The organism is Lentzea sp. NPDC058450, assembly GCF_042721395.1.
Taxonomy (GTDB): Bacteria; Actinomycetota; Actinomycetes; order Mycobacteriales; family Pseudonocardiaceae; genus Lentzea.
The window spans coordinates 40,258-57,673 of record NZ_JBHXLO010000010.1 but is presented as its reverse complement, the minus strand read 5'-3'; the positions used below and the strand labels follow the sequence as shown (position 1 = coordinate 57,673).

Sequence of the window (17,416 nt, the reverse complement as noted above, 5' to 3'; positions counted from 1 at the left end):
GCAAGTTTGCAACGGTCTGGAGCCGATTCCGTGCAGCCTTGTCCGGATCGTGTCTAACCTGGATGGTGTGACGGGGGATATTGAGCAGTCATCGAGGGTGCGGTTCCCGGGCATCAGCCCACGCGCCTATGAGCATCCTGCCGACCGAGGCGCCCTCGCGGTGCTGAGGGCGGTGCCCGCCGTGGCACCGATCCTCAAGGCGGTCGCCGGAGCCTTCACCGAACGCGGGGAGCGCCTGCTGCAGGTCGCGTCCTCCGTCCGGGTCGGCCCCAAGCAGTACCCGACGCTCGACCGCATCCGCAACGAGGTGGCGGCGACGTTCGACCTCGCCGAGGTGCCCGAGCTCTTCGTCGAGCGCAACGCGCAGGCGTACGGCTACACCTACGGCATCGACAAGCCGTTCATCGTGATCAGCACCGGCGCGGTCGACCTGCTCGACAACGAGTCGCTGCGCTTCCTGATCGGTCACGAGATGGGCCACGCGATGTCGGGCCACGCGCTGTACAACACGCTGTTGCGCCGGCTCATCGACCTGACCACGTCGTTCGCGTGGGTGCCCGCGGGCGCCATCGCGATGCGCGCGGTCATCGCGGCGTTGCGCGAGTGGCAGCGCAAGACCGAGCTCTCCTGCGACCGGGCGGGCCTGCTGGCCTGCCAGGACCCGCAGGCCGCGCTGCGCACGCACCTCGCGCTCGCGGGCGACCTCGGCGGCCAGGTCGACATCGCGTCGTTCCTCGCTCAGGCGAAGGAGTACGAGGAGGTCGAGGACATCCGCGACAGCCTCCTCAAGCTCCTGCACACCGAGCACCGCACGCACCCGCTGGTCGTGGTGCGGGCGGCCGAGCTGCAGCGCTGGTCGGCGAGCGAGGAGTACCGCGAGATCCTCACCGGCACGTACCCGCGCCGCGAGGACGACCGGCCGACGACGAACCTGACCGACGACATCAAGGGCGCCGCCAAGTCGTACAAGGAGTCCATGAACAACTCCGCCGACCCGCTGATCAAGACGATCAACGACATCGGCGAGTCGGTCATGGGCGCCGCCGGCAAGCTCTGGAGCAAGGTTGCTCCGAACGGCTCAGCGGAGTAGCTACCATCTGGAGTCATGAGACGACTCCTGGTGTTGGTTCTCTCCGCTCTGCTCGCTTCAACGGGCACCGCCGCCGCCGACGAGCAGGTCGTCGGCGGCGAGCGGGCGTCCATCAAGGCCAACCCGTGGGCCGTCTACCTCACCGACGACCGCGACCTGCAGTTCTGCGGCGGCACGATCGTCGCCCCGCGCAAGGTCCTCACCGCGGCCCACTGCGCGATCGGCCGGGCACCGCGCGAGGTCCAGGTGATCGCGGGCCGCGAGGACAAGCTGGACCGCCAGTCCGGCGTGGAAGCCAAGGTCACCGACATCTGGATCCACAAGCAGTACGTCTCCGCGGACGAGGGCGAGGACGTGGCCGTCCTGACCCTCAAGGACGACCTGCCGTACACCCCGCTCCCACTAGCCGAACTGACGGATCGCGCCCTCTACCAGCCGGGCACCGACCTCCGGGCCCTCGGCTGGGGCCGCACCACCGAGAACGGCAAGACCTCCCGCTACCTCATGCAGGCCACCGTCCCGGTCCTCCCCGACAGCTACTGCGTGGACACCTACCCGCAGTTCCAGCGGACCGACATGTTCTGCGCGGGCTACGAGGGCGGCAGGATCGACACCTGCCAGGGCGACTCGGGCGGCCCGATCGTGGCCGACGGCAAACTCGTCGGCGTCACCTCCTGGGGCGAAGGCTGCGCCCGCAAGAACAAGCCGGGCGTATACGTCCGCATCGCCCGCTACGCCAAGGACCTTCACTCGGTGGTGGACGCTTCCCCGCCTGGAGTTGTAGCGCCCTGACCACCCCGGTACTCCTGAACCCATGCGACTGCCGGCGGTTCTGCTCCTGCTGCTGATCACGGCGACCCCGGCACAAGCCACCCCGAGAATCGTCGGCGGCGAAGTCGTGACCACCACGACCGAAGCCCCCTGGACGGTGGCCCTGACAACGGAGTCGGGCCACCAGTTCTGCGGCGGCGCACTCCTCGCCCCCGACCAGGTCGCCACAGCGGCCCACTGCGTCCAGGGCCGGGAGCCCGCCTCGATCAGGGTCGTGGCCGGACGACTGGACCTGACCACGGCCACAGGCTCGACCACCACGGGCAAGTCCTACCAACTGGCCGAGGGCTACCTGACCCCGTCACGAGGCAAGGACGTGGCCCTCCTGACCCTGACCGCCCCGCTCCCACATCAGGCACTCCCGCTGGCCGAGCCAACCGTGTACATGCCGGGAACCGTGGGCACCGTCTACGGCTGGGGCCGCCAGTCGGAGATCGACCAGAACAAGAGCCCGCTGCTGCACAAGGCCTCCGTCCCGATCTGGCCGGACCACCAGTGCGCCGCGACCTACGCCCGCTACGACCCGGAAGCCATGTTCTGCGCGGGCTACCCCGACGGAGGCATCGACGCCTGCGTGGACGACTCCGGCGGCCCGTTCGTGGTGAACGGCAGGCTGGCAGGCATCGTCTCGTGGGGCATCGGCTGCGCCCGCCCGAACGCACCGGGCGTCTACACCCGCATCACGACGTACCTGACCCCGAACTGACCCGCGCGCAGGCTGACGCAAGGGTCCCCTCGCACTCAAGCTCCCCCGCGACCCAACGTACCGACGAGGTCTGACAGTCCGACGAAACCGCAGTCGTCAACGCAAGCCGACCACCGTCTTGGCCCGGCGCGCGGTGCCAACCGGACAGCCGTCAACGCACCCCAACCACCTACGAAGCCTGGCAAGCGAAGCCGAAGGCGAGCCCGAACGGGCTGATGCCCGCCACAGAGCCGGTTCCACCGCTCAAGGCGATTGGGGCTTGACTTTGGGTGCGAGGTGCTAGCTTCTCGAGCTCGGCCGGGCGCTTTTCAGCCCGGCCTTTCCGGCCGACCAGCGCCTCGCAAGGGCCCCGAAGTCAAGCCCCAATCGCACACCCCAGGTCTTTCGTCGAGACCCGCGCAAGCACCCTCGCAACGGAAGACGAAGTGTGGAACGCGACCAACCCCGCTGGAACGCGACCAGCCCGCCAGAACTACAGAACTACAGAACCAACCCGACCGACATCGTCAAGAACGCCGCAGCACAAACCGCATCCAGCGCGGTGGAAACCCCAGGCCGCTTCAACCGCCCGGCCACCGAAGAAGCCGCCAGCACGATCATCAGCTCCCACACAGCCGCCAGCCCGAGAAACACAACAGCGAGCAGAGCGAGCTGCGCCACCGGTTCACCCGATCCGATGAACTGTGGCAGGAACGCCAACGAGAACAGGATCATCTTCGGGTTCGTGATGTTGGTCAGGAACCCCTGCCGGAACGGCCGCGCACCAGCGACCTCCTCAGGCTCCTCACCGCCACGCCGAATCAGCCCGCGCGCAATGGAAACCGCCAGGTAGAGCAGATACCCGGCGCCGACCCACCGCAGCGCCGTCAACACCATCGGATACCGGGCGAGCACCACCCCGAGCCCCGAGATCACGACCAGCACCTGCACAGCCGCCGCGGAGTGAATCCCACCCAAAGCCAGCAGCCCCGCGCGCGTCCCCGACCGCAGTGACGTGCGCAGGAGCAGGAACGCGTCCACGCCGGGGGTCACGATGACGACCGCGCACGCGATGAGGAAGGCCGGAACCTGGCCGAAGTCGAACAACACCGTACATACCCCCGTGATCTACGCCACTGACCGCAAAATCTCCGGCCAGATGGAAACTTAGCACGAGAATCTCCGGTTTTGACGCCGTCCTAGCGCGATCGCTACCGTTGGTGACCGATCGTCCACCTGGCGCAACGAGGAGTGGTCCGTGAGGGGTAAGCGGCTTGCCGTGCTGGTAGCGGTGATCGCGCTGGTCAGCGGCGGTACGACGGCCGATGCGATCGTTGGGGGGACACCCGCGCGGGTGGCGGACACCCCGTGGGTTGTGGCGATCACCACCACGGACGGTCAGCTGATCTGCGGCGGCGCGCTCGTCGCCCCGGACAAGGTCATGACGGCCGCTCACTGCGTGACCCTCAAGGGCGTGCTCGGCAAGAACCAGCGTCCGCCGGAGCAGCTCAGGGTGGTCGCGGGCCGCACGGACCTGCGCGACAAGGCCGAGGGCGTCGACGCGGCCGTGTCGGCGGTGTGGCGGCACCCGGACTACGTCGAGGTCACCAAGGGTGACGACGTGGCGGTGCTGACGCTCGCGCAGCCGGTGCCTTACCGGACGATCGCGCTCGGCGAGGTCGGGGACGACGGCGTGGTGCTCGGCTGGGGGCGCACGGCGGAGAACGTCCCGCCGGCCATGTCGCTGCGCAAGGTGACGGTGCCGATCCTGTCCGACTCCGAGTGCCTGCTCAAGGAACCCGACTACCGGCCGGGCGCGATGCTGTGCGCCGGGCGGGGTGGCCGGGACGCGTGCACCGGCGACTCGGGCGGGCCGCTCGTGGTGCGCGGCCGGCTCGCGGGCGTTGTGTCGTTCGGCCGCGGCTGCGCACGGCCCGATGAACCTGGTGTCTACACCCGGCTCGCGAACTACCGGCAGACGCTGGGCTTCTGATATCCACGACCAGGTGCGAACCACACAGTTTCCCGCCACCCTGCGGCGGCAGTGGGGCCTCGACCTGAGCCCCGACCAGCTCTACGCGATCCTGCGACTGCGGCAGGACGTCTTCGTCGTGGAGCAGAACTGCGTCTACGCCGACGTCGACGGCCGCGACCTCCACCAGGGCACCCGGCACTTCTGGCTGGAAGCCGAGGGCTCGCACGAGCCGCTCGCGTACCTGCGGCTGCTCGAGGATCCCGACGGCACGCTCCGGATCGGCCGCGTCGCCACCGCGCGCATGGCCCGCGGCCGCGGCTACAGCCGCCGGCTCATGCAGGCGGCGATCGCGGACATCGGCAGCACACCGGCGGTGCTCGACGCGCAGACGTACGTCGCCGACTTCTACGCGTCGTTCGGGTTCGTGGCCGAAGGGGCCGAGTTCATCGAGGACGGGATTCCACACCTGCGGATGCGGCGCTCTCCCTGATCACGCGCACCGCGCGCTCGATGTCGGCCTCGGTCAGATCGGCGCGCGCGGTGAGCCGCAGCCTGCTGACCTGGTCCGGCACCGACGGCGGCCGGAAGCAGCCGACGACCACGCCGCTCGTGCGGCACGTCTCGGCCCACCGGAACGCCTGCTCCGGCCCCGGCGCCCGCACGCTCACCACGGCCGCGGTCGGCGTGCTGACCTGGAACCCGGCCTCCTTCAGGCGGTTGCTCAGGTCGTGCGCCACGGTCAGCGCGCGCTCGGGACGGTCCGGCTCCTCGCGCAGGATCCTGATCGCCGCGAGGGCCGCCGCCGCGCTGCTCGGCGCGAGCCCGGTGTCGAAGATGAACGGCCGCGCGGTGTCGATCAGGTGCCTGATCACCCGGCTCGGGCCGAGCACCGCGCCGCCCATCGCGCCCAGCGACTTGCTCAGCGTCAGCGTCGTGATCACGTCCGGCTGCTTGATGAGACCCGCCTCGGCCACCGCGCCGCGGCCGCCGGGACCGACCACGCCCAGGCCGTGCGCGTCGTCCACCACCAGCGCCGCACCGGTCTCGCGGCACACGGCGTGCAGTTCGTTCAACGGGGCGATGTCGCCGTCGACGCTGAAGACCGAGTCCGTGACGACGATCGCGCGCCGCTTACCTCGGGTCTCCAGCGCGTGCCGGACCTTGCCGACGTCGCAGTGGTCCGCGACGACGACGTCGGCCTTCGACAGCCGCGTGCCGTCGATCAGGGACGCGTGGATGTGCTGGTCGGCGACGATCGCCGTGCCGGGGCCGGACAACGCCGTGACCGCGGCGAGGTTCGCCATGTAGCCGCTGCTGAACACCAGCGCGGACTGCGAGCCGCAGAAGTTCGCGAGCTCGAACTCCAGCTCGGCGTGCAGCTCGGTCGAGCCCGTGACCAGGCGCGATCCGGTGGAACCGGCACCCCACTTCAGCGTGGCGGCAGCGGCGGCACCGGCGACGCGCTTGTCCTTGGCGAGCCCGAGGTAGTCGTTGCTCGCGAGGTCGAGGTCCGTCGAGTCCGACGTGCGCGGCCGCAACCGCCGGGTCAGACCGGCCTTGGCTCGCGCTTCAGAGCGGACGTCGATCCAGTCGAACGTCGACTCACCAGGACTGGAAATCGCCTCAGTTGTGCTCACGGTCACCGCCTGAGTCTCCCATCTGCCCGCTAGCGTGCCGCTCGTGGACCTGTTCACCTTCACGCGCGCCGAACTCACCTCTCCGGTGCAGTTCCTCGGCGGGCGCTGGGTGGTGTCCGACTACGACGACGTGCGCGCCGTGCTGGCCGATCCCGTCACCTACCTGCCCGACAACGCGCTGACCGCCGTGACACCGGTGGCTCCGGCGGCGCTGCGGTCCCTGGTCCGCGCGCGCTTCTCGCTCCCGCCGACGCTCGCGAACAACGGGTCGGAGTCCCACGCTGACCTGCGGCGACTCGTGGCGTCGTTCTTCACGGCCGCGCGCGTTGCCGCTGCGGAGCCTCGCATTCACGAACTGGTTTTGGAACGGTTGGGTGGTACGGATCTCGTGCGGGACCTGGCCTGGGACCTGCCCGCGATCGTCCTGATGGAGCTGCTCGGCCTGCCCAACGTCGACATACCGACTTTGAAGCGCTGGAGCTCGGGGTCGCTGGAGTTCTTCTGGGGCGACATCACCCGCGACCGCCAGCTGGAGCTGGTCGGCGACGTCGGCGACTTCCACCAGTGGCTGATCAAGCGCTACCACGCCCGCGACGGCGAGCTGTTCTGCGCGCTGGCCGACGCCGGTGTGTCCGCGGAGGACTCCGCCGGTCTCTGCTACTTCCTGCTGATCGCCGGCCAGGAGACCACGACCCAGCTGCTCTCGACGGCGTTGCGCCGGGCGTTGCAGGACCGCGAGCTGTGGGCGCGGCTGCCCGAGCCGGGCGTCGCGGAGGCGTTCGTCGAGGACGTGCTGCGGACCGAGACGCCCGTGGTGACGTGGCGGCGGCTGACCGCGCGGGAGGTCGTGCTGTCCGGTGTGCGCGTTCCGGCCGGTGCGGAGCTCGTGTTGTTGTTGAGCGGTAAGGAAACCGACCCGCGCCATCTGGCGTTCGGCTACGGCCGCCACTTCTGCCTCGGCGCCGGCCTGGCCCGCCTGGAGGCCGCCGTGACCCTGCGGACGGTGGCTCGGCACGAGCCGTCGTTGCACCTGGTAGGGCCGAGGCCGGAGTGGCTGAACCTGCTGTCGTTCCGCGCGCCGAAGTCGGTCACGGTCGCGCGATGAGCTTGCCCCGCGTGGTGCGGGCTTCGAGCGCCTCGTGTGCCGCCGCGATCTCGTCCAGCCGGTAGACCTCGCCGAGGGACGGCCGGAGACCGAGCTTCAGCACCTCCTCCGGGGTCGTGTCGCGGGGGAGGCCCAGGACCGCGACGCCCTTGCGGAAGATGTCGCTCGCCGTCACGTCCAACGGCTCGCCACTGGCGTACCCGAACACGACCATGCGCCCGACACCGTCCTTGAGCAGCTCGAACGCGCGTCTCCCGACCTCGCCGCCGATCGACTCGAACACGACGTCGACCGGCTCCAGGTCGTCCCAGTCGTAGCCGAGACCGCCCTTGCTGGACGCGGCGAGCACGGTCGCGCCCGCCCGTTCCGCGAGTTGGACGAGCAGGGTGCCGACGCCGCCGGCCGCCGCCTCGACCAGCACCCGGTCGCCCGGCCGGATCCTCGCCGCCCTGGCCGCCGCGACCGCGGTGGTGCCCTGGAGCAGCAACGCCAGCGCCTCGTGGTCGCTCACGTCGTCGGGCACGTCGATCGGGTGCTCGATGACGGCCTTCGTGGCGTAGGCGCCGTCGCGTGGCACACCCATCACGCGGCGGCCTTCCGCTGTGGTACCAACGACTTCCGAGCCGAGCACCGCGGGCAGGCTCGGTCCCGGGTACCACGGGAAGAGCTCCCTGCCCTTGCCCCGGCGGATCACGGTCTCGCCGTAGTTGAGGCCGATCGCGGTGACGTCGACGAGCGTCTCGCCGACGGGGTCCGGCACCTCCTCGACCCGCAACACCCCGGGCCCGCCGAACTCGTGGAACCGCACTGCCTTCATCTCGCATCCCCTCGATAAGCGGACCGCCGGTCCGGTTGCTAATATACGGACCATCAGTCCGCTTGTGTCAAGGGAGAGCTCGTGGAACGTGCCGACGCCGCCCGCAACCGGGCCGCGATCCTCGCCGCCGCCACGCGGTTGATCGGTGAACGCGGCATCGACGCCGTGTCGGTCGACGACGTGGCGATCGCCGCCGGGGTCGGCAAGGGCACCGTGTTCCGCCGGTTCGGGGACAAGGCGGGCCTGGTCGGCGCCGTGGTGGACGAGACGGCCGCCTCGTGGATCCAGACCGCTTCGTTGGAGTGCCGCTCCGCCGGAGAGTTCGCCGGCACGCTCTTCGACCACGTGCTGGCGTCGTTGCCGCTGGTCATCGCCGTGGAACGGACGACGGTCCGCAGCTGCGAGGGCAACTTCGCGATCACGGTCGAGCGCCTGGCCCGGCTGGTCGGCTCGACGTTCAAAGCGCACACCGTGCTGGCAGTGCTGCGGGGTGAGCACATCGAGTTCCTGCTGGCCCAGGGCATGACGGCGGCGGAGATCCGGGTGGGGGTCATTTCGCTCGCCGACACGCTGGCGGCTGAGGTTTGATGCTGGGGTGTTGAACCGACAGCTCTCCGGAGTCCGCAAGAAGACGTTGCTGGAGTCGCTCGGCCCGGTGCCGGACGTCGACCCCGACCGCTACGGCGACGGCGGCCCGGTGGGCGCGCTGGAGGAGCGGGTCGCCGCGTTGCTGGGCACCGAGGCCGCGCTGTTCGTGCCGACCGGCACGATGGCGCAGCAGATCGCGTTGCGCTGCTGGGCGGACCGCACGCACAACCCGATCGTCGCGATGCACCCGCGAGCGCACCCGTTGAACCACGAGGACGACGCGCTGACCGTGCTGTCCGGGCTGCGGCCGATCAAGGTGCGCAACGACGACGTCGGCACGTGCCCCGAGCCGTTCGGGACGCTGCTGCTGGAGGTGCCGGACCGTGAGGCCGGGTTCGTCCTGCCGACCTGGGACGAGCTCGTGGCGGTGGTAGAGGCGGCCCGCGAACGGGACGCGGTCGTGCACCTCGACGGCGCGCGGCTGTGGGAGAGCACCTTCGGGCTGGGCAGGTCGTTGCCCGAGATCGCCGGCCTCTTCGACTCGGTCTACGTCTCGTTCTACAAGTCCCTCGAAGGCATTTCGGGCGCGGCGCTGGCGGGGAGCCACGACTTCGTCGAGCAGGCACGGGTCTGGCGGCACCGGTACGGCGGCATGGTGTTCCAGCAGTGGCCCGCCGCGTTGTCCGCGTTGCACGGCCTGGACACGGTGTTGCCTCGCCTGGGTTCGTACGTCGCGCACGCCAAGGTCGTCGCCGCCGCGATGGACCAGCCCGAACCTCACACGCACCAGTTCGCGCTGCATCTGCCCGGCGACCCGGCCAGGCTGAAGGAGGTGGGCGGGAAGTTCCTCGGCGGGTTCTGGCCGGACGGACCGCTCGCCAAGACCGAGGTGACCGTGGCCGGGCCCGCGCTGGAGTGGACGGCGGACGAGGTCAAGGCGGCGTGGACCGAGTTTCTGGAGTCGATCTAGCGACGTCGCTCACCTGGCTGTTGGACCCGGCCTTGCGAAATGCGACGATGCCGGGGCTGTGAGGGGAGTGCGAGGAAGCCGGTGTGACTCCGGCGCCGTCCCGCGACTGTGACCGGTTTTGGACGCCGGAAGTCAGGAACTCGTCCCCCTCTTCACCTGACCGCGGGCGTGGACACCCGAGGAAGGACTTCGCCGAGCATGTTCCCGTTTTCGGCTGTCGTCGGCCATGACGACCTCCGGCTCGCCCTGCTGCTGAACGCCGTGCACCCCGGCATCGGCGGCGTGCTCGTCCGAGGTGAGAAGGGGACCGCGAAGTCGACCATCGTGCGCGCCCTCGCCGCGTTGCTGCCCGAGCTCGACATCTCGGCCGGCTGCCGGTTCGGCTGCGCGCCGGGGACCGCCGACTGCCCCGACGCGCCCCACGACGGGGTGGAGCGACGGCCAGCGCGGCTGGTCGAACTGCCCGTCGGCGCGACCGAGGACCGGCTCGTCGGGTCGCTCGACCTGGAGAAGGCGCTGACCGAGGGCGTCCGGGCGTTCCAGCCCGGACTGCTGGCGGCCGCGCACCGGGGCGTGCTCTACGTCGACGAGGTCAACCTGCTGCACGACCACCTGGTCGACCTGCTGCTCGACGCCGCCGCGATGGGGCGCGCGCACGTCGAACGCGAGGGCGTGTCGGTGTCGCACCCGTCGCAGTTCCTGCTGGTCGGCACGATGAACCCCGAGGAGGGCGAGCTGCGGCCGCAGCTGCTCGACCGGTTCGGGCTGACCGTCGCGGTGAAGGCCGCGCGCGACGTGGCCGTGCGCACCGAGGTGATCCGCCGCCGGCTCGCCTACGAGGCCGACCCGGCCGGGTTCGCCGCGCGGTGGGCCGACGAGGACTCGCAGCTGAAGCAGCAGATCACCGACGCCCGGTCGCGGTTGGCCGGAGTGTCCCTTCCGGACGGTGAGCTGCGCCGGATCGCCGCCGTCTGCGCGGCTTTCGAGGTCGACGGCATGCGCGCGGACCTCGTGGTCGCCCGTGCCGCGATCGCCCACGCGGCGTGGCGGGGCGCCGGCGCCGTCGAGGAGACAGACGTCGAGACCGCCGTCCGGCTCGCGTTGCCGCACCGGCGCCGCCGCGACCCGTTCGACGAGCCCGGCATCGAGGAGCAGCAGCTCGAGGACGCGATGAAGCAGGCCGCCGAGCACGCTTCCGATCCTTCCGGCGACGAGGGCCCGGACGACGACGGTCCCGGCGGTGGCGAGCTGCCCGAACCCCAGGAAGGCCCGAAGGGCAACGGGAACGCACCGGCCGACCGTCCGGCACCGGAGCCCGCGCCCGCTTTCAAGGCGCGGCTGCTGGAGGTCCCCGGGGTCGGGGAAGGCGCGCCGGGCAAGCGTTCCCGCGCCCGTGCCCGCACCGGCCGGATCGTCCGCTCGTCCACAGTGGACGGAAACGGCCTGCACCTGGTCGACACGCTGGCGAACGCCGCGCCGCACCAGGCCGCGCGCGGCCGCACCGGTCCCGGGTTGGTGTTGACCGCCGCCGATCTGCGCAAGGCCGTGCGGGAGGGCAAGGAGTCGAACCTGGTGCTGTTCGTCGTCGACGTCTCCGGCTCGATGGCCGCGCAGAAGCGGATGTCGGCGGTGAGCGGCGCGGTGATCTCGTTGCTGCGCGACGCCTACCAGCGCCGGGACAAGGTGGGCGTGGTGACGTTCCGCGGGCAGACCGCCGAGGTCGCCCTGCCCCCGACGACGTCCGTCGACGCCGCGGCGACCCGGCTGAAGAAGATGCGCACCGGCGGCCGCACGCCGTTGGCCGACGGGCTTTTGAAGGCGCACCGCGTGCTGGAGATCGAACGGCTGCGGGACCCGCGGAAGCGGCCTCTGGTCGTGCTGCTGACGGACGGCCGGGCGACGTCGTCCGGCCTCGGCGGCGACCCGACCAAGGACGCCCTGAAGGCCGCCGGCCTGCTGGAGCAGACCGCCGTCGTGGTCGTCGACTGCGAACAGGGCCACGTGCGCCTGGGCCTGGCGGCGAAGATCGCGGACGCGCTGCAGGGCACCTGCGTGCGGCTCGACCAGCTGTCCGCCGACCACCTCGCCGGCGTCGTCCGGGCCGCGTGAAGGAGAAACCCCAGTGCCCCAAGGACAACCCACCGAGGTCCCGAAAGACGGCCTGACCACCCGGCAGCGCCGCAACCGCCCGTTGCTGATGCTGCACACCGGCGAGATGAAGGGGAAGTCGACGTCGGCGTTCGGCATGGCGCTGCGCGGCTGGAACCAGGGCTGGGACATCGGCGTGTTCCAGTTCGTGAAGTCCGCCAAGTGGAAGGTGGGCGAGGAGTCCGCGTTCAAGGCGCTCGGCCGGCTGCACGACGAGACCGGCGAGGGCGGCGCCGTCGAGTGGCACAAGATGGGCGAGGGCTGGTCCTGGACCCGCAAGCAGGGCACCGAGGACGACCACGCCTCCGCCGCCCGTGAGGGCTGGGCGGAGATCGCCCGCAGGCTGGCGTCGGAACGGCACGGGTTCTACGTGCTGGACGAGTTCACCTACCCGCTGCACTGGGGGTGGATCGACGTGGACGAGGTGGTGGACGCGCTGGTCAGCCGCCCCGGCCACCAGCACGTGGTGATCACCGGCCGGTACGCGCCGCAGCGGTTGGCCGACGCGGCGGACCTCGTGGTGGAGATGACGAAGGTCAAGCACCCGATGGACGCCGGGCAGAAGGGGCAGCGGGGGATCGAGTGGTGAGTGGGCTGTTCGCGAGGCTGGCTTCTGGGCGGTGTGGGGGCCGGGCTGTGAGTGGACCGTTCACGGCCTTCGCTTCCGAGCAGCGCGGGAGTTGGGTGGCGAACGGTCCGTTCACGGACCTGGCTTCCCAACAGCGCGGGAGCCGGATGGTGAGTGGACCGTTCGCGGACTTGGCTTCCGACTGGCGTGCGAGTCGGGTGGTGAGCGGTCCGTTCACGGACTTGGCTTCCCAACAGCGCGGGAGCCGGATGGTGAGTGGACCGTTCGCGGACTTGGCTTCCGACTGGCGTGCGAGTCGGGTGGTGAGCGGTCCGTTCACGGACTTGGCTTCCCAACAGCGCGGGAGCCGGATGGTGAGTGGACCGTTCGCGGACTTGGCTTCCGACCGGCGTGAGAGTCGAGTGGTGAGCGGTCCGTTCACCACCGCCCCGGCTTGCGGGCAGCGGGGTGCGCCGTGGTGAACCGGCTCGTCATCGCCGCCCCCGCGTCCGGCAGCGGCAAGACCACCGTCGCGACCGGGCTCATGGCCGCGTTGCGCCGCAACGGCTCGCGGGTCGCGCCGTTCAAGGTCGGCCCCGACTACATCGACCCCGGCTACCACTCCCTCGCGACCGGCCGCCCCGGCCGCAACCTCGACCCGGTCATGGTCGGCGAACACCGCATCCCGAGTCTGTTCGCGCACGGCGCCAAGGGCACCGACATCGCCGTGGTCGAGGGCGTGATGGGGTTGTTCGACGGCCGCATCGACACCGCCGGCATCGGCTCGACCGCGCACGTCGCCAAGCTGATCAACGCCCCCGTGCTGTTCGTCGTGGACGCGCGCGGGCAGAGCCGGTCGCTGGCCGCGTTGCTGCACGGGTTCCGCGGCTACGACCCGACGGTCCGGCTCGGCGGCGTGATCCTCAACCAGGTCGGGTCGGAACGGCACGAGCAGGTGCTGCGGTCGGCGTGCGACGAGGTGGGCCTCGACGTGCTCGGGGTGCTGCCGCGCGATCCGCAGTTCTCCTTGCCCTCACGGCACTTGGGGCTCGTGACGGCGGCCGAGCACGGTGCGGAGGCCGTCGCCGCGGTGGACGCGATCGCCGCCGCCGTGGCCAAGCACGTGGATCTCGACGCTGTCCGCCGGCTCGCGTCCTCGGTGCCCGCGATGGCCGTGGCGCAGTGGGAACCGCAGGTCGAACGCATCCCGGACGAGCCCGTGGTCGCGGTCGCCGGTGGTGCCGCGTTCACGTTCGGGTACGCCGAGCACGTCGAGGTGCTGAAGGCGGCGGGCGCGGCCGTGGCGGTGCTCGATCCGCTGCACGACGAGGAACTGCCGGAGGGCACGGCCGGGCTGGTGTTGCCGGGTGGGTTTCCGGAGCAGCACGCGGAAGCCCTGTCGGCCAACGCGAAGTTGCGCGCGGCGGTCGCTCGGTTCGCTCGATCGGGTGCGCCGGTGCACGCCGAGTGCGGAGGGTTGCTGTACCTCGCGCGGTCGCTCGACGGGCACCCGATGTGCGGCGTGCTCGACGCCGAGGGGTTCATGACACCGAAGTTGACCTTGGGTTATCGGGACGCGGTGGCGTCCGCGGGCTCGCCGCTGCACACCCCCGGCAGCCGCGTGACCGGCCACGAGTTCCACCGCACGCAGCTGTCCACACCGCACTCGGACCCGCCCGCGTGGCACTGGCGCGGCGTCGACTCACGGCCTGTCGCCGAGGGTTTCGCGGTGGGCGGCGTGCACGCGTCGTACCTCCACACGCACCCGGCCGGTGATCCGGAAGCGGTGGCCCGGTTCGTGCGGGCCTGCCACCCGTTCGTGGCCGGAGTGGCAGACGGTACGGTCAACGCTTAAGCCTCTCCCCAAACCCCCTGTGGAGCTGTCGTGACGACGACCGGTCGGGTCTCCTTCGTCGGCGCCGGTCCCGGTGCCGCCGACCTCATCACTCTCCGCGGCGCGCGCCGCATCGCGGAGGCCGACGTCGTCATCTGGGCTCCGAGCGCCGTGGACGTCGAGTGCGTTCGCGAGCACGCGCGTGCCGACGCGGACCTGGTCGACTTCTCGCGCGTCACGCAGGAGGAGATCACCGACCTGTACCGCCGCGCCGCCGCGTCGCGCCAGGTCGTCGTGCGTCTGCACGCCGGTGACGCCGCGACCGGCGGGGGAGTGCAGGACCAGCACGACCTGTGCGTGCGCCTCGGCCTCGAGGTCGAGGTCGTGCCGGGCGTGTCCGTCGTCGCCGCCGCGGCCGCGAAGATCGGCCGCGAGCTCACCGCGACCGAGGCGTCCTCGACCGTGCTGATCTCGCCGGACAGCAGCGAGCGCGTCCAGGAGTTCGCCGCGTTGCAGACGACGATGGCCGCCACGGTCTCGGGCGCGCGCACCGGCCAGTTCGTGGAGAAGCTGCTGGAGGGCGGCTACACCGAGGACACCCCGGTCGTCGTCGCGTACAAGGTGAGCCAGGCCGACGAGGTCGTCGTGCACACCACGGTCGGCGCGCTGGAGTCGGTCGTGAAGCAGCACAAGCTGTACCGCCCCACGCTCTTCCTGGTCGGCGCGGCCGTGAAGGCCCCGACCCGCCGCGTCTCGGCCACGGCCACCGCGTCCGTCGAGGAACCGCTGCGCGCCGCCCGCCCGACCCGCTGGTCGCGCCGCGCCGCCTCCCGCATCGCGACGCGCGTGGACGAGCCCATCCCCGCCACCGCCACCCCGGCCGCCGAGTCGAACCCGGCGTGGACGGCGGTCGAGGAAATACAGCAGTCCGTCCGCAAGCCCGCGGAAGAGCCGGCCCCGAAGCCGAAGCTGACCGTCGTCGCGGCCGAGAAGCCGAAGCCGCCGACCGTCAACGCCTCCACGGCACGCCCCAAGAAGCCGGTCCGCAAGCCCAAGCGGTCAGCTAACTGATGTCGCTCGACAAGCTGCAGACGGCAGCCGCCCGCCCCGCCGAGATCGTCGACGCTGCGGACGGCCTCCGCCCCGCGCTCAACGTGTGCCGGGCCCACTCGACCGTCATCGTGAAACTCGCCGACGGCATCGGCCCGGCCGAGATCGGCGCGGGCCTGGCGGGCTGGCGCCGGAGCCTGACCGTGCAGGACGGCGACGAGCTGATCCCGATCGACCCGCGCGACGCCGTCACCCGCCGCTGGACCGCCCCGACCGCCGTGCTGTGCCTGGCGGACAACGAGTTCCTCCAGTCCCGCGACGGCTGGGCACTGCCCGACGACTCGTTCGCCACCCGGACCCACGTGCTCGGCGCCGAGGTCCGCGCCTTCGTGCTGGCCCGCCTCGCCCCACGCCCCGGCGTGCTGGTGTGGGACGTCCTGGCGGGCTCCGGCGCGGTGGGCGTGGAGTGCGCCCGGCTGGGCGCCGCCGTGATCGCCGTCGAACCGGACCCGGTGCAGTGCGTGCGCATCATCGCGAACGCCTCGGCACACGGCGTCGACGTCCGGGTCGAGGAGTCGGAACTGGACGCACCCTCCCTGCCGAAGCCGGACGCGGTGTTCGTGGGGCGCGGCGACCTGAGCGCGGTGAAGGCCTCCGCCGCCGCCTCGGCGAAGCGGGTCGTGGTGGCGACGGAGAGCGTGGACGAGATCGTGCCCGCGCGGGACGCGCTGGCGGCGGCCGGGTACGAGGTGGAGGGCGTCCACTGGACCGCGTCGCGCCTGCTGGACTCGGGCTTCGCTCCGGCCGTCCCGGTGACGCTCTTGTGGGGCACGAAGAAGTGATCGGAGTGTTCGCGGGTCCCGCCCAGCGCGGTGACGCCGCCGACCTGGCCGGCCTCCTCGGCGCCGACGCCGTCGTCCCCGACGGGCCGGTCAAGCCCGCCGTGCGCAGCCTCTGGCCCCGCCTCGGCGCCGTCGTCCTCTTCCTCGACGCCGCCACCGCCGTCCGCCTGGTCGCGCCCCTCCTGCGCGACAAGCGGTCCGACCCCGCCGTGGTCTGCGTCGACCAGCACTTCGTCGTCGGACTGGCCGGTGACGCCGACGTCTTCACGCGGCACGTCGCCGACCTGCTCAACCGCACCGCCGTGGTGACGACCGGGCCGTCCATCGACTCCATGCTGGACGAACTCGTCGAGCAGCTCGACGCCACCGCAGACGGCGACGTCGCGGGGTGCACCGCCGCCATCGAGGCCGGCGAGAAGGTCGTGCTGCGCAACCCGTTGAACTTCCCGTTGCCCGCGCTGCCGCCCAACGTCGTGCCGGGTGGTGAGGACGCGACCTGGGTGATCGTCGTCGACGACCGGGCCGGGGCGAGCAAGGAGCACGTGCTGCGGATCGTGCCGCGCACGCTCGTCGTCGGAGTCGGCTCGACGCGGGGCGCGTCGGCCACCAGCGTGGGGGCGGCACTGTCCGAACTGGACGCCACCGGTGGCCTGGACCTGAGGGCCATCAAGGCGTTCGCGACGGCGGACAACAAGGCGGACGAACCCGGCATCGTGGACGCCGTGGAGGACTGGGGTTTCTGGCACGGGGACACCGCCGAGCTGCTGACGTTCCCGACCGAGGAGCTCGCGGAGATCGACGTGCCGAACCCGAGCTCGGTCGTGCGCAACTCGATGGGCACCGCGAGCGTCGCCGAGGCGGCCGCGATCAAGGGCGCGCGGAGTCTCGGGCACGGCGGGCCGGTGGAGCTGGCGGCCGAGAAGTTCAAGCGGGACAACGTGACCGTCGCCGCGGCGCGGGTGCTGCCACGCGGCCGGCTCGCGCTCGTCGGGCTCGGGCCGGGGCCCGCGGAGCAACGGACACCCCGTGCGGAAGCGGAGATCCGGCGCGCCGCGTACGTCGTCGGGACGAAGGACGCGATCGACGCGGTGAGCCCGCTTCTGCGCGCCGGCACGGAAGTTCGGCACGACGGCGCGTGCGATTTGGCCGCTCAGGGGGCGGCCGTCGCGTTCGTCGCATTCGGAACCGGGCCAACGCTGGACATTACGGTCGAAGCCGACGTAATTGTTGTTCCCGGAGTCTGGGAAAGCTGACGTTTTTCCTTCTTTAGTAGGGT

The 17,416-nt window shown here is 71.3% G+C and carries 17 protein-coding genes and 1 riboswitch; of the genes, 14 read left to right on the top strand and 3 right to left on the bottom strand.

Annotated features, from left to right (window positions below):
* Positions 1-67: 67 nt before the first annotated feature.
* The 3 genes from ACFWNN_RS17700 to ACFWNN_RS17690 are packed head-to-tail and all read left to right on the top strand — an operon-like array spanning position 68 to position 2,627.
* Positions 68-1,090 carry a M48 family metallopeptidase gene (locus tag ACFWNN_RS17700; RefSeq protein WP_382440989.1) on the top strand — a complete coding sequence of 341 codons (1,023 nt, stop codon included), beginning with the start codon at positions 68-70 and terminating at the stop codon, positions 1,088-1,090.
* Positions 1,091-1,105: 15 nt separating this feature from the next.
* Positions 1,106-1,882 (top strand): S1 family peptidase, encoded by a 777-nt coding sequence (locus ACFWNN_RS17695; protein ID WP_382440988.1) that lies wholly within the window; start codon positions 1,106-1,108, stop codon positions 1,880-1,882.
* Between the two features lie 22 nt (positions 1,883-1,904).
* Positions 1,905-2,627 (top strand): S1 family serine peptidase, encoded by a 723-nt coding sequence (locus ACFWNN_RS17690; RefSeq protein ID WP_382440987.1) that lies wholly within the window; start codon positions 1,905-1,907, stop codon positions 2,625-2,627.
* A gap of 480 nt (positions 2,628-3,107) precedes the next feature.
* Here ACFWNN_RS17690 and ACFWNN_RS17685 read toward each other — a convergent pair whose 3' ends face one another.
* Positions 3,108-3,716, bottom strand: a complete 609-nt coding sequence (locus tag ACFWNN_RS17685; RefSeq protein ID WP_382440986.1) for a LysE family translocator — start codon at positions 3,714-3,716, stop codon at positions 3,108-3,110.
* A 148-nt stretch (positions 3,717-3,864) separates the two neighbouring features.
* Between ACFWNN_RS17685 and ACFWNN_RS17680 the strand changes: the two genes are divergently transcribed.
* Positions 3,865-4,599 carry a serine protease gene (locus ACFWNN_RS17680; protein WP_382440985.1) on the top strand — a complete coding sequence of 245 codons (735 nt, stop codon included), beginning with the start codon at positions 3,865-3,867 and terminating at the stop codon, positions 4,597-4,599.
* A 13-nt stretch (positions 4,600-4,612) separates the two neighbouring features.
* A complete protein-coding gene (locus ACFWNN_RS17675) occupies positions 4,613-5,071 on the top strand; it encodes a GNAT family N-acetyltransferase (protein WP_382440984.1) in 459 nt (152 codons plus the stop codon).
* On the opposite strand, the gene ACFWNN_RS17670 is transcribed toward ACFWNN_RS17675, so the two are convergent.
* Complete coding sequence (locus ACFWNN_RS17670; RefSeq protein WP_382440983.1) at positions 5,025-6,218, bottom strand: 8-amino-7-oxononanoate synthase; 1,194 nt, start codon at positions 6,216-6,218, stop codon at positions 5,025-5,027. The genes ACFWNN_RS17675 and ACFWNN_RS17670 overlap by 47 nt on opposite strands.
* Before the next feature lie 43 nt (positions 6,219-6,261).
* On the opposite strand from ACFWNN_RS17670, the gene ACFWNN_RS17665 reads away from it, so the two are divergent.
* Positions 6,262-7,323 carry a hypothetical protein gene (locus tag ACFWNN_RS17665; RefSeq protein ID WP_382440982.1) on the top strand — a complete coding sequence of 354 codons (1,062 nt, stop codon included), beginning with the start codon at positions 6,262-6,264 and terminating at the stop codon, positions 7,321-7,323.
* Here the strand turns inward: ACFWNN_RS17665 and ACFWNN_RS17660 are convergent.
* Positions 7,307-8,140, bottom strand: coding sequence for a zinc-binding alcohol dehydrogenase family protein (locus tag ACFWNN_RS17660; protein WP_382440981.1), 834 nt, complete (start codon positions 8,138-8,140; stop codon positions 7,307-7,309). The genes ACFWNN_RS17665 and ACFWNN_RS17660 overlap by 17 nt on opposite strands.
* 81 nt (positions 8,141-8,221) lie before the next feature.
* On the opposite strand from ACFWNN_RS17660, the gene ACFWNN_RS17655 reads away from it, so the two are divergent.
* The 8 genes from ACFWNN_RS17655 to ACFWNN_RS17620 all read left to right on the top strand — a co-directional run bounded on the left by ACFWNN_RS17655 (position 8,222) and on the right by ACFWNN_RS17620 (position 17,393).
* Complete coding sequence (locus ACFWNN_RS17655; RefSeq protein WP_382440980.1) at positions 8,222-8,728, top strand: helix-turn-helix domain-containing protein; 507 nt, start codon at positions 8,222-8,224, stop codon at positions 8,726-8,728.
* Positions 8,729-8,735: 7 nt separating this feature from the next.
* Positions 8,736-9,698, top strand: a complete 963-nt coding sequence (locus ACFWNN_RS17650; protein WP_382440979.1) for a threonine aldolase family protein — start codon at positions 8,736-8,738, stop codon at positions 9,696-9,698.
* Positions 9,699-9,726: 28 nt separating this feature from the next.
* Positions 9,727-9,861: riboswitch (cobalamin riboswitch) on the top strand.
* A gap of 35 nt (positions 9,862-9,896) precedes the next feature.
* Positions 9,897-11,807 carry a putative cobaltochelatase gene (locus ACFWNN_RS17645; RefSeq protein WP_382440978.1) on the top strand — a complete coding sequence of 637 codons (1,911 nt, stop codon included), beginning with the start codon at positions 9,897-9,899 and terminating at the stop codon, positions 11,805-11,807.
* Between the two features lie 13 nt (positions 11,808-11,820).
* Entirely contained in the window at positions 11,821-12,435 is a 615-nt protein-coding gene (cobO, locus tag ACFWNN_RS17640) for a cob(I)yrinic acid a,c-diamide adenosyltransferase (protein WP_382440977.1), read from the top strand.
* 457 nt (positions 12,436-12,892) lie between these two features.
* Positions 12,893-14,269, top strand: a complete 1,377-nt coding sequence (locus ACFWNN_RS17635; RefSeq protein ID WP_382440976.1) for a cobyrinate a,c-diamide synthase — start codon at positions 12,893-12,895, stop codon at positions 14,267-14,269.
* Between the two features lie 30 nt (positions 14,270-14,299).
* Positions 14,300-15,319, top strand: coding sequence for an SAM-dependent methyltransferase (locus tag ACFWNN_RS17630; RefSeq protein ID WP_382440975.1), 1,020 nt, complete (start codon positions 14,300-14,302; stop codon positions 15,317-15,319).
* Positions 15,319-16,140, top strand: a complete 822-nt coding sequence (locus tag ACFWNN_RS17625) for a hypothetical protein (RefSeq protein WP_382440974.1) — start codon at positions 15,319-15,321, stop codon at positions 16,138-16,140. The genes ACFWNN_RS17630 and ACFWNN_RS17625 overlap by 1 nt, the downstream gene beginning before the upstream one ends.
* Positions 16,137-17,393 carry a cobalamin biosynthesis protein gene (locus ACFWNN_RS17620; RefSeq protein WP_382440973.1) on the top strand — a complete coding sequence of 419 codons (1,257 nt, stop codon included), beginning with the start codon at positions 16,137-16,139 and terminating at the stop codon, positions 17,391-17,393. The genes ACFWNN_RS17625 and ACFWNN_RS17620 overlap by 4 nt, the downstream gene beginning before the upstream one ends.
* Positions 17,394-17,416: the final 23 nt, after the last annotated feature.

Bases quoted from the DNA above. Each gene is read 5' to 3' on its own strand.
- ACFWNN_RS17695 (WP_382440988.1), top strand. From the start codon at position 1,106: ATGAGACGACTCCTGGTGTTGGTTCTCTCCGCTCTGCTCGCTTCAACG.
- ACFWNN_RS17625 (WP_382440974.1), top strand. From the start codon at position 15,319: ATGTCGCTCGACAAGCTGCAGACGGCAGCCGCCCGCCCCGCCGAGATC.
- ACFWNN_RS17645 (WP_382440978.1), top strand. From the start codon at position 9,897: ATGTTCCCGTTTTCGGCTGTCGTCGGCCATGACGACCTCCGGCTCGCC.
- ACFWNN_RS17660 (WP_382440981.1), bottom strand. From the start codon at position 8,140: ATGAAGGCAGTGCGGTTCCACGAGTTCGGCGGGCCCGGGGTGTTGCGG.
- ACFWNN_RS17690 (WP_382440987.1), top strand. From the start codon at position 1,905: ATGCGACTGCCGGCGGTTCTGCTCCTGCTGCTGATCACGGCGACCCCG.